This is a genomic window from Nocardia sp. NPDC050793 (assembly GCF_040654065.1).
GTDB lineage: Bacteria > Actinomycetota > Actinomycetes > Mycobacteriales > Mycobacteriaceae > Nocardia.
In genome coordinates this window covers 1-13,455 of sequence record NZ_JBFAHG010000021.1, presented here as the reverse complement: position 1 = coordinate 13,455, position 13,455 = coordinate 1, and the positions used below count along the sequence as shown (strand labels likewise).

The following is a 13,455-nucleotide window of genomic DNA, read 5'->3' as shown; positions in this document are numbered from 1 at the left end:
TTTCGCGTCCCGTGAGATGGTGGTGCGACGGTGCCGGTGTCTGGCTTTCCGGCACCGCGACCCGCCCCGGCCTGCACGGCCGGAAACGGACTCGATGCGTGGAATACAGTGGCGCGACCGCTCCGGAATCACACCGGAATTACCGCATCACCCTCGCTTGGTCACCTCGAACTGTGACACCATCGTGCGCCCGTCGTCAACACGATCGAAAGCTGTTGACCACGGTGTGGGCGAGTCGTTACCCGCTCGGCTCAGGACGCGGACTTGGCCGCGACGTCCAGGACGACCTCGAATTCGAGCAGCGAAGCGCCGGTGGCGACCGGCTTCTTGTCGCCGCTGCCCGCGTGCGCGGCGCGCGCTGGACCGTCCCGCCATGCGGCGAAGGATTCCTCGGAATCCCACTGGGTCACCACGAAATACCGGTTCTCGCCCGCGACCGGGCGCAGCAACTGGAAGCCGAGGAAGCCGGGCGAGTTCTCCACCGCGTGCGCGCGGTGCGCGAAGCGCTTCTCCAGCTCGGGTCCTGCGCCTTCGGGGACCTCGATCGCGTTGATCTTCACAACAGCCATGACCTCGACAATACGTCGCCCGCGTGCGGTCGGTCGCGCGCCCGGACGAGCCCGGGGGCACAATCGAGCCGATGTGGTACGACGAAGGCGGAGCAGGCGTGCCGATCCTGCTGCTGCACGGGTTGATGGGCAGCGCGCGCACCTGGGGCGAACAGCTCGATTGGCTGCGCCGCCACGGGCACGTCTACACCTTCGACGCGGCGGGCCACGGCCGCCCCGCGCCGCAGGAGCTGACCACCGAGGCGTTCGTCGCCGATCTCGCCGAAGCCACCGAGCGGGTCACCGAGCCGATGGTGGTCATCGGCCATTCGATGGGCGCGCTGCACGGCTGGGTCTTCGCCGCGCAGTATCCGGAACGGGTGCGCGCGCTGGTGGTCGAGGACATCGCCCCCGATTTCACCGGGCGTACCGCCGCCGACTGGGCCGCCATGATCGAAGCCTGGCCGCAGCCGTTTCCGGACGCCGATTCGGTGCTCGAGTACTTCGGTCCGGTCGCCGGGCGCTACTTCCTGAACTCGTTCGAGCACGGCCCCGACGGATACCGCCTGCACGGCTCGGTCGCGACTTTTCGCGACATCTCCGAAGAGTGGGGCACCCGCCATTTCTGGGAGCAGTGGCGGGCGGTGCGCGTTCCGGTGCTGCTCATCGAGGGTGAGCGCACCATCACACCGGCCGGGCAGATGCGGGAGATGGCCGCGACCAACCCGAACGCGGAGTATGTGCTGATCCCGGACGCCGGGCATCTGGTCCACGACGACCAGCCGGAGCGCTACCGCGCCGAGGTGGAGCGCTTCCTCGGCCGGGTTCTGGACTGAGCTGCGCCGCGACCGGCGGCGCCGCTAACGATCTCCCTCGCCCGCGAGCGCGAACAGCCCGTCGGCCGTCTGCTCGATCAACCCGTCGATCAGCAGCGAGTCGAGCGCCCGGTCGCGCTGGCCGGGATCACGGGTCCAGGCCAGGTCGAGGCGCCCCCGTTCCACCGGTCCGCTCGCGGCGCGCAGCACGTCGAGCAGGCGGCCGCGCGCCTGGCGGTCGGTGCCCTCGTACTTCTGGGTGCGGCGCACCATCTCCGACACCGGACGGCCCGCGGTCACCCACGCGCAGACCGGCAGCGGGCATCGCGCACAGTCGGGCGTGCGCGCGGTGCACACCGTCGCGCCGAGTTCCATCAGCGCCGCGGAAAACCTTGCGGCGCGGTCGATCTTCGCGGGCAGCAGCGCCTCGGTCTCGGCCAGGTCGCGCGCGGCGGGGTTGCCTGCCTCGGCGCGGCCGTGCACGGCGCGCGCGACCACCCTGCGCACATTGGTGTCCACCACCGGGACGCGCTGGCCGTAGGCGAAGCAGGCGACCGCCCGCGCCGTGTACGCGCCGATGCCGGGCAACCCGAGCAGCACGTCCACGTCGGCGGGGACCTCGTCGCCGTGTTCGGCGGCGAGCACCCGCGCGCACTCGTGCAGCCGCAGCGCACGCCGCGGATAGCCGAGCTTGCCCCACGCGCGCAGCACCTCGGCCTGGGAGGACGCTGCCATCGCCGACGGCACCGGCCAGCGCGCCACCCACTCCAGCCAGATCGGCTCGACCCGCACGACCGGCGTCTGCTGCAGCATGATCTCGCTCATCAAGATCTGCCACGCGGTGACGCCAGGACGTCGCCACGGCAGGTCGCGGGCGGTCTCGCCGTACCAGTCCAGCAGCGCGTCGGGGTCGATGCCGCGATCGCCGATTTGTTGCCGGGCCGAGGTGCCTCGACCAGTGCCGCTACGCATTGCCCTCACCGTCTCCGCCAGTCGGCGGCCAGTCCATATTTGCCGACCCGTAACGAAACAGACTCGCTGGTAGCGATTGCGTTGTGCACAATGGTCGGTATGTCTGATTCCAACCCGATCAGCGCCTGGAAGTCCCTCCGCGAGGGCAACGAGCGTTTCGTCAACGGCACGCTGTTGCATCCTAGTCAAGGGGCCGCCGACCGGGCGAAGCTCGTCGGCGGTCAGCATCCTTCCGCCATCGTGTTCGGTTGCGGCGACTCGCGCGTGGCGGCGGAGTTGATCTTCGACCAAGGGCTCGGCGACATGTTCGTCGTGCGCACCGCGGGCCACGTGGTGGACAGCTCGGTGCTCGGCTCCATCGAATACGGCGTGCAGGTGCTGAACGTACCGCTGATCGTGGTGCTCGGACACGACAGCTGCGGCGCGGTGAAAGCGACCATCGACGCGCTCGACGGCGGCGAGGTGCCCGGCGGATTCATCCGCAGCGTCGTCGAGAAGGTCTCGCCCTCCATCCTGATCGGCCGCCGCGAGGGCCTGTCCAGCGTGGACGAGATGGAGGCCAGGCACGTCGTCGAGACGAGCAGGCTGCTGATGCAACGGTCGATGATCGTTTCCCAGCGGGTCGCGACCGGCGAGCTCGCCATCGCCTGCGTCACTTACAAACTGGCCGAAGGGCAAGTCAGGTTGCAGCGTGTCGTCGGCAACATCGGCGAGGTCGTCTGAACCGGTTCAGTGCGGAGTTTCCCCAGCGTGCCGGGTGCCATACACCCGGCACCATGGCGTCGTCCCATCCGACACGCCGAGGTCCTGAGACACCGCGCCCGATGCTGCCCGTAAGTTTGAATCGTGCTGGAACCGACTGGACCGCTGCCTCCGGAGATCTACTGGCGACGTCGCGTTTTCGCCATCGGGATCCTGGTCGTGGCGCTCGCGCTGGTGATTTGGCTGGTGGTGATGGCCGTCCGCGGTGGCGGCTCGCCCGGTGACGCCAAGCAGGCCGCGTCGAGTTCGACTTCGTCGGTGAAGAAGCCGGGCGACCCGGCCAAGTCCTCGGCCGCGGACGCGCCGAAGTCTTCGGCAAGCCCGGTGCCGAGCGCGATTCCCGCGGCGGCGGCGCAGTGTCCCGATCAATCGCTCGCGGTGAAGGTGACCGTCGAGCAGCCCACCTACAAGGCGGGCGAGCAGCCGGTGTTCGGCATCGTGATCACCAACATCTCCTCGGTGACCTGTTCCCGCGACGTCGGCTCCGGGCTGCAGCAGATCTCGGTGTACACCCTCGACGGCAGCCGCAGGCTGTGGTCGAGTACCGATTGCTACCCGGACGGTCAGCCCGACGTGCGCAACATGAATCGCGGTGAACAGGCCGCGTTTCAGGTCACCTGGTCCGGCTCCACCTCGCAGCCGAATTGCGCCGGCGAGCGGGTCCCGGTCCCGCCGGGGCCGTATTCGGTTGTCGCGCAACTGGGTTCGGTGCGCAGCGCGGCCGAGCCGTTCAATATCGCCTGAGCCGGTTCACCGGCCCCTGTCGAACGAATTCTCCACACCCGGGTCGGCGAGCCGGGTCAGCCCCTCGCGGATCTGCCGCGCCCTCGGCACCCCGATCCCGTCGACGGACTGCAGATCGCTCGCGGTGGCCACGAGCAACCCCTGCAGCGAGCCGAACGAGTCGACCAGCGATTCGATATGGGTGAAGCGCAGCCGGGGAATCCGGGTGAGCGCCCGGTAGCCGCGCGGACGCATCGGCAGGTCCAGCGCCTCGATGGTGTTCGGATAGCCGAGCGGCGCAGCCAGATTGGTGAGGTCGAGCAGTTCGGCGTCGGTGAGCAGGTCCAGGCTCGCCAGCGCGTGATCCACCGCCGCAGCGGCAGGCTCGCTCGCCAGATAGTCGCGGATGAGCAGTTCGCGCAGCCACGCGCTGTCGCCGACCAGATCCTCCAGTTGCAGCGCCAGCTGGCGGCCGTCGGCCCCGAGTTCGAGCACGCTCTGCTCGATCTCTTCGGCCAGGCGGCGCACCAGTTCCAGGCGCTGGGCCGCCGACAACGCGTCGCGCAGCGTGACGACATCCTCGATCTCGCTCTCGGAGAGCTGCCCGCACACCTGATCCAGCCGGGTCTTGTAGCGCTCCAACGTGCCGAGCGCCTGGTTCGCCCTGCCCAGAATCGTGGCCGATGGCTCGACCAGGTGGCGGACGTCGTCGACGTACAGCGTCACGGTGCGCATCGACTTGCTCACCGCGATCACTGGGTGGCCGGTCTGGGCGGCGGTCCGCTCCGCGGCTCGATGCCGGGTGCCGGACTCCGCGCTCGGCAGGTTCGGATCGGGCACCAAATGCACGTTGGCGCGCAGGATTCGGGCGCCGTCGGTGGAGAGCACCACCGCGCCGTCCATCTTCGACAGCTCGCGCAATCGGGTCGGCGCGAATTCGACGTCGAGCTCGAAGCCGCCGTCGCAGAGGCGCTCGACGTCGTCGTCGTAGCCGAGCACGATCAGGCCGCCGGTGCGGCCGCGCTGGATGCGTTCCAGTCCGTCACGCAGCGGCGTGCCTGGCGCGAGCCTGGTGACGACCTCGGCGAGCCGGTTCCTGGCGACCTGGACCGGAGGACGGGGCGCGAGGCGGGCCGGCTTGCCGAGCAGGTACGCCGCCCACCGCCCCGGAATCACTCGGCCGCCTCGGCCCGTTGCGCCCGCCGCGCCCGCAGGCCGCTGATCCGCAGTGCGGAGCCGACGTCGGTCACCTCGTGAATCTTCATGCCCCCGCCCTTCACTCGCTCCAGCCCTGGCGGCACCAGCGCGGTGGTGAACCCGAGGCGCTGCGCCTCGGCCAGCCTACGTGCCAAGCCGGTCACCTTGCGTACCTCGCCCGCCAGGCCGACCTCGCCGAGTATCACCCAGCCGGGCGGCAGCGCGGTGTCGGATTCGGCGCTGGCGATGGCCAGCGCGATGGCCAGGTCGGCGGCGGGCTCGACCAGCCGCATCCCGCCGACGGTCGCCGCGTAGACGTCGTGCTTGCCGAGAAAGACCCGGCCGCGACTCTGCAGCACCGCGAGCACCATGGCGACCCGGTTGTAGTCGAGTCCGCTGACCGCGCGGCGTGGCGCGGGGATCTCGGTCTTCACCGTCAGGCCCTGCACCTCGCCGACCAGCGGCCGTTTGCCGTCCATCGCGACGGTGACCGCGGTGCCCGGCACCGAATCGGTGCGGTGGTGCAGGAACAGTCCCGACGGGTCGTCGACGCCCGCGATGCCGTCCTCGTGCAACTCGAAACAGCCGACCTCGTCGGCGCTGCCGAAGCGGTTCTTGATGCCGCGCACCATGCGCAGCGTGGAGTTCTTGTCGCCCTCGAACTGCAACACCACGTCCACCAGGTGTTCCAGGGTGCGCGGTCCCGCCACGTTGCCGTCCTTGGTCACGTGTCCCACCAGCAGCACGGCGATCCCGCTCGCCTTGGCCAGCGAGGTGAGCGCCGCCGTCACCGCGCGCACCTGGGTGACGCCGCCGATGACACCGTCCACGTCCGGCGCGAGCATGGTCTGCACCGAGTCGACCACCAGCAGCGTCGGCCGCACCTGCTCGATGTGTCCCAGCACGATGGACAGATCCGACTCCGCCGCCAGGTACACCCGCTCGTGCACCGCGCCGGTGCGGTCGGCGCGCAGCCGGACCTGTCCTGCGGACTCCTCGGCGGTCACGTACAGCGACTTCTCGTCGCGCTGCTTGGCCCACCGGTGCGCGACCTCGAGCAACAGCGTCGACTTGCCGACGCCGGGCTCGCCGGAAAGCAGCACTACCGAGCCCGCGACCACGCCGCCGCCGAGCACCCGGTCCAGCTCGCCGACGCCGGTCGGCCTTGCCTTGGTGACCTTCGAATCGATCGTGGAGATCGGGGCCGCAGCGGTGCTCGGCAGCATCGCGCGCCTGCCCGGCGCGGCCGCCGACGCGGCCGAGACGGCCACCTCGTCCACGGTGCCCCACCCGCCGCAGTCCGGGCACTTGCCCACCCACTTCGCCACCTCGTGCGAGCAGGCGGAGCACCGGAAGATCGGCTTAATCTTTGCCACAGGCGCACCTTACGTACCGGTCCCGACAGAACCGCGCCGGACGCGGCGGGTATGGAAAAGGCTGCCGCACCGGGTGCGACAGCCTTTCGGAGTCCGCGACGGACGGACGGCTCAGTGGCCGCCGCCGTGGCCGCCGCCTTCGGCCGGGCCCGACTTGTCGGACTCGTGACGCTCGGCCTCGGTGCCCGCGTCCACCGGCACCTGGACCTGCACGGTGCCGTTCTCCTTGAAGTTGAACGAGACGGTGTAGGTCAGGCCGGGGGTGATGTCCTTGGTCAGACCGGTGATCTCGATGGTGGCGGGCTTGGCCTCCGGATCGGCGGTCTGCTGCTTGGTCGGCTGCGCGCCGTGGGTGTCCGAACCGTGGCTGTCGGCGCCGTGCGAGTCGGTCGCGCTCTTGCCGCCGTGCTCGGCGGGCGCCGCGACGACGGTCTGCTGCGGCTCCAGCTTCACCGAGGACTGACCCGACGGCGGGGTGATCTTCACCTGGCCGAGGTCGGTGGTGACGCTGGTGAGCTCGTCGGTGACCGTCTCGCTGTTGTTCACGATGGACAGCGCGATGAGCGCCTTGCCGCCCTTGACATTGGTGTAGCCCTCGGACGGGTACACGATGTGCACGTTGCGCAGCGAGATGTCCTCGACCTCGGCGTTGTTGCCGTTGACGGCCGGGGCCTGGTTCGCGGTCTGGGAGACCTGACCCGCGCTGCAGCCGGACAGGGCGAGTGCGGCGCCCGTGGCGAGTGCGGCAACAGTCACCATGAGACGGGGCTTCCGCGCCACCGACGAGGCGGTCACAGCTTTCAGGGCAGTCACGGGTTGTCCTCCATGTCGACCGGGATCACTCCGCTACGGAGAGTAGTAACTAGGCAGCGTAGTAGTCGACCCAGGGGACCCGTCGGTCGGGCCGGATCTCGGCCGGGCGACACCGCGGACGGTCGGCATCCGTTGCATAACGGTTCGGTGGCCCGGGGGTGCGGTTGCGGGCCGAGTGCCGGGGCGCCTGGCGGGACACGGCCGAGGTGGCGCCGGTGGATAACTCGTTCTGGCACAACGTAATGCACAACGGCCGGGTTCTGTCAACCCCCTCGGTCCGCTCGTTGTGGCCCTGACCTGCACAGTTGATCGCGCCGTTACCGAGTCGCATGTTAAACTGTGAACATCGAAAGGGGCACGGGACACATGATTTTTAAGGTCGGAGACACCGTCGTTTACCCCCACCACGGAGCGGCGCTGATCGAAGCAATCGAGACTCGCACCATCAAGGGTGAGCAAAAAGAGTATCTGGTCCTGAAGGTCGCCCAAGGCGATCTGACCGTTCGCGTACCCGCGGAGAACGCCGAATACGTCGGCGTGCGCGACGTCGTCGGCCAGGAGGGTCTCGACCGGGTCTTTCAGGTGCTGCGCGCGCCGCACACCGAGGAGCCGACCAACTGGTCCCGTCGCTACAAGGCCAACCTGGAGAAGCTCGCCTCGGGTGATGTGAACAAGGTGGCCGAGGTCGTCCGCGACCTGTGGCGTCGGGAGCAGGATCGTGGGCTGTCCGCCGGCGAGAAGCGCATGCTGGCGAAGGCCCGCCAGATCCTGGTCGGTGAACTCGCGCTGGCCGAGGGTACCGATGACGGCAAGGCCGAGACGCTGCTCGACGAGGTTCTCGCAGCGGCTTCCTGACCGTGAACAACTCTGACAGCGACAGTCCTGTCGTTGCCTTGGTTCCTGCCGCCGGCCGCGGCGTTCGTTTGGGTGAGAACATGCCCAAGGCGTTCGTCGCGGTCGGCGGTACACCCATGGTCCGGCTGGCCGTGGACGGCCTGCTGGCCTCCGGGGCGGTCGACCGCATCATCGTGATGGTCCCCGTCGAACTGGTCGAGAGCGCAGTCGCCCTGCTGCCGCCCTCGGACGCGGTGCGCGTGGTCGTCGGAGGCGCCGAGCGCACCGATTCGGTGCGCGCGGGTCTCGCCGCCGCACCGGACGCGGGCTATTTCCTGGTGCACGACGCCGCCCGCGCGCTCACCCCGCCCGCGTTGATCGCCCGGGTCGCGGCCGAGTTGCGGGCGGGACATCGAGCGGTGGTGCCCGCCCTTCCTGTCGTCGACACCGTCAAGTCGGTCGACCCGGACGGCGTGGTGACCGGCACTCCCGATCGCGCCGCGCTGCGGGCGATCCAGACCCCGCAGGGCTTCGCCGCCGATCTCCTGCGCGCCGCCTACGAGACGAACGTGCTCGCCACCGACGACGCGGGACTCGTCGAGCGGCTCGGCGCCGAGGTACGCACCATTCCCGGCGACCCGATGGCCTTCAAGATCACCACCCCGCTGGATCTCATGCTCGCCGAGACGGTTTGCAACGCGGCCCGCAGCGTATGAGAACGTCGTGACCATGCGAGTTGGTATCGGCAGCGACGTACACCCCATCGAACCCGGTCGTCCGTGCTGGATGGCGGGACTGCTGTTCGACGGCGCCGACGGCTGCGCAGGCCATTCCGACGGCGACGTCGCCGCGCACGCGCTCTGTGACGCATTGCTCTCCGCGGCCGGGCTGGGTGATGTCGGCGCGGTGTTCGGCACCGGCCGGCCCGAGTGGGAGGGCGTCTCCGGCGCCACGATGCTGACCGAGGTACGCAGGCTGCTCGACGAGGCAGGATTCGACATCGTCAACGCTGCGGTGCAGGTCATCGGTAACAGGCCGAAGATCGGACCGCGCCGCGCCGAGGCGCAGCGGGTGCTCGGCGAGCTGCTGGGCGCGCCGGTTTCGGTGTCGGGAACCACCACCGACGGGCTCGGTCTCACGGGTCGCGGAGAAGGTGTCGCGTCGATCGCCACCGCGTTGCTGCAAGCCCGCGGCTGAGCGAATTCCCTTCTGCGCTCCGGCCGTGCGTGCGACCGAGGGGTCACGTACTCGACACCGCGGGCGGCCGTCGATCGAGCCGGGGCACGAACGCCCTGCTCCGACCGGCCGGGCGTACCTCAGAGATCGCGCCGGTCGTGTGTGAGCCTGGCCGGACGTCGTCGAAGGGCGCCGACTAGGATCGACTGCCGTGACACTGCGCCTCTTTGACACCGAACGCCGAACCATGCGGGATTTCGCGCCGCTGGTTCCCGGCCGCGCTTCGGTGTACCTCTGTGGCGCCACCGTGCAGGGGGAACCTCATATCGGTCATGTGCGCAGCGGCGTCGCGTTCGACGTGCTGCGCCGCTGGCTGCTCGCCCACGACTACGACGTGTACTTCATCCGCAACGTCACCGATATCGACGACAAGATTCTGAACAAGGCCGCCGAGGCGGGCCGCCCGTGGTGGGAGTGGGCGGCGACCTACGAGCGCGCCTTCGACCGGGCCTACCAGATGCTCGGCGTGCAGGCGCCGTCCGCGGAGCCGCGGGCCACCGGCCACATCACGCAGATGGTCGATCTGATGCGGCGGCTCATCGACCGCGGGCACGCCTACGCCTCCGAGGGCAACGTCTACTTCGACGTGCAGAGCTACCCGGACTACGGCAAGCTGTCCGGCCACCGGCTGGAGGACGTGCATCAGGGCGAGAGCGCGGGCGCGGGCAAGCGCGACCCGCGCGATTTCACGCTGTGGAAGGCGGCCAAGCCCGGCGAGCCGAACTGGCCGTCGCCGTGGGGCCCCGGCCGTCCCGGCTGGCACCTGGAGTGCTCGGCCATGGCCGAGTTCTACCTCGGCGCGGAATTCGACATCCATTGCGGCGGTATGGATCTGGTGTTCCCGCACCACGAGAACGAGATCGCCCAGTCCAAGGCCGCCGGCGACGGATTCGCGCAGTACTGGCTGCACAACGGCTGGGTGACCATGAGCGGCGAGAAGATGTCCAAGTCGCTCGGCAACGTGCTTTCCGTGCCGAACGTGCTGAAAAAGGTTCGCGCCGTTGAGCTTCGGTTCTACCTCGGTAGCGCGCACTACGGGTCGATGCTGGAGTACTCCGACAAGGCGCTGTACGACGCCGCGGCCTCCTATCAGCGCATCGAGGCGTTCATCCACCGGGTCACCGAGCGGGCCGGTGAGATTCCGGTCGGCAAGTGGACCGACGCGTTCGCCGAGGCGATGGACGACAACCTTGCCGTGCCGCGCGCCCTTGCCGAGGTGCACCGCGTGGTGCACGAGGGCAACAAGGCGCTCGAGGCGGGTGCGGTCGACACCGCGCGGGAGCTGGCCGGGCAGGTCCGCGCCATGCTGAACATCCTCGGCGTGTGCCCGTTCGACCCGCAGTGGTACAGCCCGGAAGACAACTCGACGGCGCAGGCGGCGCTCGACGTGCTGGTTCGCGCAGAACTCGACCGGCGCCAGCAGGCCCGCGCCGACAAGGATTGGGCCACCGCCGATGCCGTGCGCGACCGCCTTGTCGCCGCGGGCATCGAGGTGACCGACACCGCCGAGGGACCCCAGTGGTCGCTGGGCAACGCGCGCGGAAAGGCGAACTGATGGCAGGGAATTCGCAGCGCCGCGGCGCGGTGCGCAAGACGGGAAGCAAGAAGGGGCAGGTCGTCGGTTCCGGCGGCAAGCGCAGGCGCGCGCTCGAGGGACGCGGCGCCACCCCGCCCGCCGAGATGCGGACGAAGCATCCCGCGGCCAAGCGCGCCGCGGCCAAGGCCAAGGCGGCGGCTCAGGGACGCCCGACCGGTCGCGTGGGCGCAGCGGGTCGCAAGCCAGAGGACGGTCCCGAGTTGGTGCTCGGCCGCAACCCGGTGGTCGAGTGTCTGCGCGCAGGCGTCCCCGCGACGGCGCTGTATGTCGCGGTCGGCACCGAGAACGACGAGCGGCTCACCGAGAGCGTGCAGACCGCGGCCAACGCGGGTATCTCCATCCTCGAGGTGCCGCGCACCGATCTGGACCGGATGAGCAACAACGGCATGCACCAGGGTCTGGCCCTGCAGGTGCCGCCATACCGCTACGCCCACCCGGACGACCTGGTGGACCGGGTGCGCGGCGCGGCCGAGCCCGCGTTGCTCGTCGCGCTGGACAACATCTCCGACCCGCGCAACCTCGGCGCGGTGATCCGCTCCGTCGCGGCCTTCGGCGGCCAGGGCGTGCTGATCCCGCAGCGGCGTAGCGCCAGCGTCACCGCCGTCGCCTGGCGCACCAGCGCGGGCGCCGCGGCCCGGCTCCCGGTCGCGCGGGCCACGAATCTGACTCGCACGCTGAAGGATTGGGCCAACCAGGGCATGCAGATCGTCGGCCTGGATATGGGCGGCGACACCACGCTCGACGAGTTCGACGGCACCGCGCCGACGGTGATCGTGGTCGGCTCGGAGGGCAAGGGCCTCTCGCGCCTGGTCAGGGAGAACTGCGACAGCATCCTGAGCATCCCGATGGCCGGGTCGGTCGAGTCGCTGAACGCGTCGGTGGCGGCGGGCGTCGTGCTCGCCGAGATCGCCCGTCAGCGTCGCGCCTGATTCGCTCGCGAAAGCCGGTACGCGACAACTGATTCGACGACGGTTGCGCAAACCGCCGGATGGGCTGTTCTGTGGCAGGCGCGAAACGCCCCGGTGCCTCGCGCGATCCGCAAAATACGCGGAGATCCCTGGGAGCCCCGTAGAATTCGGTGAGTGGTGATACCCAACCAGCCCATCGGTGCGACGGTCGAGCATCCCAATGCCACGGCCGTGTTGTTTCTCGGCGCGGCAAGCATCCTGTGCTGCGGGGCGCTCGGCCCGGTGGCGTGGGCGTTGGGCAAGCGCGCCCTCGACCAGATCGAGGCATCCGGCGGCGCGATCGGCGGCCGCGCCCAAATTCTCGTCGGCTACATCCTCGGTATCGTCGGCACCGTACTGATGGTCCTGATGGCGACCGCGTTCCTGCTGATCACACTGAGCGGCAACGCTTAGCTCGCCGAGTTCCGGCTCAGTGCTGATCGGCTATCACAGCAGCGACATCGATGTTCTGATGTGCCGACCCGAGCAGGCATCGGTCAAGGAGGTCTCGGCAGCCGATAGCTCGCTCGCCGACAACGTGGTGGATCACCGCCAAGGCGCGGGCACGCCAAGCTCTCGGTCCGTGCCCGATGTCCGCGCGGCCATTGCCACCGGTCCGGCAGCGCCGCCGATGAGGCCCCACCGTCGCCTGCGCGGACTCAGCGGCGCGATGGGGTACTGCAGCACGCACCAGCGCTACCGCATGGTGCTCAGTCGAGTCCCGGTCGCTCGGCGTCAGCGCGGCCGTCCCACGCGGGCCATTCGGAGCTGATGCTTCCGGTCCAGTTCGGCTGCCTGCGGTCACGGAACGCCGCCATCGCCTCTCCGCCGTCGACGCTCTTGCCGACGTGGGCGTTGAGCTCCGACTCCAGCTGGCCGACCATGGCGGGGCTCATGCCGAGGCCCTCCCAGAGCAGGCGCTTGGACAGCGCCACCGGCAGCGGCGCCGAACCGTTGGCCAGATCGTGCGCCACCGACAGTGCGGTCGGCAGCACCTCGCTGCCCGCGAGGCACGCGTTGGCCAGGCCCATCGCCTTGGCTTCCTCGCCGTCGAAGGTGCGGCCCGTCAGCATGATGTCGGCGGCATTGGCCATGCCGACGAGCCGGGGCAGCGTCCAGTGCGCGTAGCCGTCGGCGAGCACGCCGCGGCGCACCTGGTTCAGCCCGTAGACCGCGTCGCGCGCCATGTACCGCAGATCGCATTGCAGCGCCAGCGCCAGCCCGATGCCGACCGCGTGCCCGTTCACCGCGGCGATCACCGGCTTGCGCACCCGCCACGGCGCGGGCTCGATGGTGGCGCTGACCTCGCCGACTCGGTTGGACAGATCCGCGCCCGCGCAGAACGCGGGCGGCGTCCCCGTGATCACGACCGCTCGGATCGCATCCTCGCTGTCGCAGCGTTGCAGTGCCGAACCGAGCTCGGCGGCCATGGCCGGAGTGAAGGCATTCTGCTGGGCGGGCCGGTTGAGCGTGAGGACGGCGATGCCCGCGGAGACATCGACGAGCAATTCCGAACTCATGCCACAGGATGGTAACGGCTCTGTCTTTGGCGCGCTGGCGCGCGCGGGGTTCGCGGCCCTTCATGTCTCGCTTCCGAGCGGTCGAGACTCGCGCCTGCGGCGCATGCGCTTCGAC

Annotated in this window: 15 protein-coding genes and 1 riboswitch; of the genes, 9 read left to right on the top strand and 6 right to left on the bottom strand. The window is 69.7% G+C overall.

Translation table 11 applies throughout. From position 1 onward, the window contains the following. Positions 1–13 precede the first annotated feature (13 nt). A riboswitch (cobalamin riboswitch) is annotated at positions 14–197 on the bottom strand. 54 nt (positions 198–251) lie between these two features. Then, positions 252–569 (bottom strand): mycobilin-forming heme oxygenase MhuD, encoded by a 318-nt coding sequence (mhuD, locus tag AB0H50_RS35180; RefSeq protein ID WP_357461511.1) that lies wholly within the window; start codon positions 567–569, stop codon positions 252–254. 71 nt (positions 570–640) lie between these two features. Here mhuD and AB0H50_RS35175 point away from each other — a divergent pair, with 71 nt between their 5' ends. Then, a complete protein-coding gene (locus tag AB0H50_RS35175; RefSeq protein ID WP_357461509.1) occupies positions 641–1,384 on the top strand; it encodes an alpha/beta hydrolase in 744 nt (247 codons plus the stop codon). 24 nt (positions 1,385–1,408) lie between these two features. On the opposite strand, the gene AB0H50_RS35170 is transcribed toward AB0H50_RS35175, so the two are convergent. Beyond that, entirely contained in the window at positions 1,409–2,335 is a 927-nt protein-coding gene (locus AB0H50_RS35170) for an A/G-specific adenine glycosylase (RefSeq protein WP_357461507.1), read from the bottom strand. 99 nt (positions 2,336–2,434) lie between these two features. Between AB0H50_RS35170 and AB0H50_RS35165 the strand changes: the two genes are divergently transcribed. Further along, entirely contained in the window at positions 2,435–3,058 is a 624-nt protein-coding gene (locus AB0H50_RS35165) for a carbonic anhydrase (protein WP_357461504.1), read from the top strand. Between the two features lie 123 nt (positions 3,059–3,181). After that, positions 3,182–3,841: a hypothetical protein gene (locus AB0H50_RS35160; RefSeq protein WP_357461502.1), complete on the top strand. Its 660-nt coding sequence runs from the start codon at positions 3,182–3,184 to the stop codon at positions 3,839–3,841. A gap of 6 nt (positions 3,842–3,847) precedes the next feature. Here the strand turns inward: AB0H50_RS35160 and disA are convergent, their stop codons facing one another. The 3 genes from disA to AB0H50_RS35145 form a co-directional block, all read right to left on the bottom strand. Next, complete coding sequence (disA, locus tag AB0H50_RS35155; protein WP_357461578.1) at positions 3,848–4,969, bottom strand: DNA integrity scanning diadenylate cyclase DisA; 1,122 nt, start codon at positions 4,967–4,969, stop codon at positions 3,848–3,850. A gap of 23 nt (positions 4,970–4,992) precedes the next feature. Beyond that, on the bottom strand, positions 4,993–6,393 hold the full coding sequence (gene radA, locus AB0H50_RS35150) for a DNA repair protein RadA (protein ID WP_357461500.1): 1,401 nt from the start codon (positions 6,391–6,393) through the stop codon (positions 4,993–4,995). A gap of 111 nt (positions 6,394–6,504) precedes the next feature. Continuing rightward, positions 6,505–7,206, bottom strand: a complete 702-nt coding sequence (locus tag AB0H50_RS35145) for a hypothetical protein (protein ID WP_357461497.1) — start codon at positions 7,204–7,206, stop codon at positions 6,505–6,507. Between the two features lie 366 nt (positions 7,207–7,572). On the opposite strand from AB0H50_RS35145, the gene carD reads away from it, so the two are divergent. The 6 genes from carD to AB0H50_RS35115 all read left to right on the top strand — a co-directional run bounded on the left by carD (position 7,573) and on the right by AB0H50_RS35115 (position 12,234). Next, positions 7,573–8,061: an RNA polymerase-binding transcription factor CarD gene (gene carD, locus AB0H50_RS35140; protein WP_011206964.1), complete on the top strand. Its 489-nt coding sequence runs from the start codon at positions 7,573–7,575 to the stop codon at positions 8,059–8,061. Positions 8,062–8,063: 2 nt separating this feature from the next. Continuing rightward, positions 8,064–8,756, top strand: coding sequence for a 2-C-methyl-D-erythritol 4-phosphate cytidylyltransferase (gene ispD / locus AB0H50_RS35135; protein WP_357461495.1), 693 nt, complete (start codon positions 8,064–8,066; stop codon positions 8,754–8,756). A 13-nt stretch (positions 8,757–8,769) separates the two neighbouring features. Continuing rightward, a complete protein-coding gene (ispF, locus tag AB0H50_RS35130; RefSeq protein ID WP_357461576.1) occupies positions 8,770–9,237 on the top strand; it encodes a 2-C-methyl-D-erythritol 2,4-cyclodiphosphate synthase in 468 nt (155 codons plus the stop codon). A gap of 190 nt (positions 9,238–9,427) precedes the next feature. Beyond that, positions 9,428–10,831 (top strand): cysteine--tRNA ligase, encoded by a 1,404-nt coding sequence (gene cysS, locus AB0H50_RS35125; RefSeq protein WP_357461492.1) that lies wholly within the window; start codon positions 9,428–9,430, stop codon positions 10,829–10,831. Beyond that, positions 10,831–11,802, top strand: coding sequence for a 23S rRNA (guanosine(2251)-2'-O)-methyltransferase RlmB (gene rlmB / locus AB0H50_RS35120; protein ID WP_357461490.1), 972 nt, complete (start codon positions 10,831–10,833; stop codon positions 11,800–11,802). Before cysS ends, rlmB begins: the two co-directional genes overlap by 1 nt. 153 nt (positions 11,803–11,955) lie before the next feature. Continuing rightward, on the top strand, positions 11,956–12,234 hold the full coding sequence (locus tag AB0H50_RS35115; protein ID WP_357461487.1) for a DUF4190 domain-containing protein: 279 nt from the start codon (positions 11,956–11,958) through the stop codon (positions 12,232–12,234). Between the two features lie 296 nt (positions 12,235–12,530). Here AB0H50_RS35115 and AB0H50_RS35110 read toward each other — a convergent pair whose 3' ends face one another. Next, positions 12,531–13,340, bottom strand: a complete 810-nt coding sequence (locus AB0H50_RS35110) for an enoyl-CoA hydratase-related protein (RefSeq protein ID WP_357461485.1) — start codon at positions 13,338–13,340, stop codon at positions 12,531–12,533. Positions 13,341–13,455 lie beyond the last annotated feature (115 nt).

Coding starts and splice junctions, on each gene's coding strand:
- ispF (WP_357461576.1), top strand. CDS start 8,770: ATGCGAGTTGGTATCGGCAGCGACGTACACCCCATCGAACCCGGTCGT.
- AB0H50_RS35110 (WP_357461485.1), bottom strand. CDS start 13,340: ATGAGTTCGGAATTGCTCGTCGATGTCTCCGCGGGCATCGCCGTCCTC.
- AB0H50_RS35165 (WP_357461504.1), top strand. CDS start 2,435: ATGTCTGATTCCAACCCGATCAGCGCCTGGAAGTCCCTCCGCGAGGGC.
- AB0H50_RS35170 (WP_357461507.1), bottom strand. CDS start 2,335: ATGCGTAGCGGCACTGGTCGAGGCACCTCGGCCCGGCAACAAATCGGC.
- carD (WP_011206964.1), top strand. CDS start 7,573: ATGATTTTTAAGGTCGGAGACACCGTCGTTTACCCCCACCACGGAGCG.
- AB0H50_RS35175 (WP_357461509.1), top strand. CDS start 641: ATGTGGTACGACGAAGGCGGAGCAGGCGTGCCGATCCTGCTGCTGCAC.
- mhuD (WP_357461511.1), bottom strand. CDS start 569: ATGGCTGTTGTGAAGATCAACGCGATCGAGGTCCCCGAAGGCGCAGGA.
- rlmB (WP_357461490.1), top strand. CDS start 10,831: ATGGCAGGGAATTCGCAGCGCCGCGGCGCGGTGCGCAAGACGGGAAGC.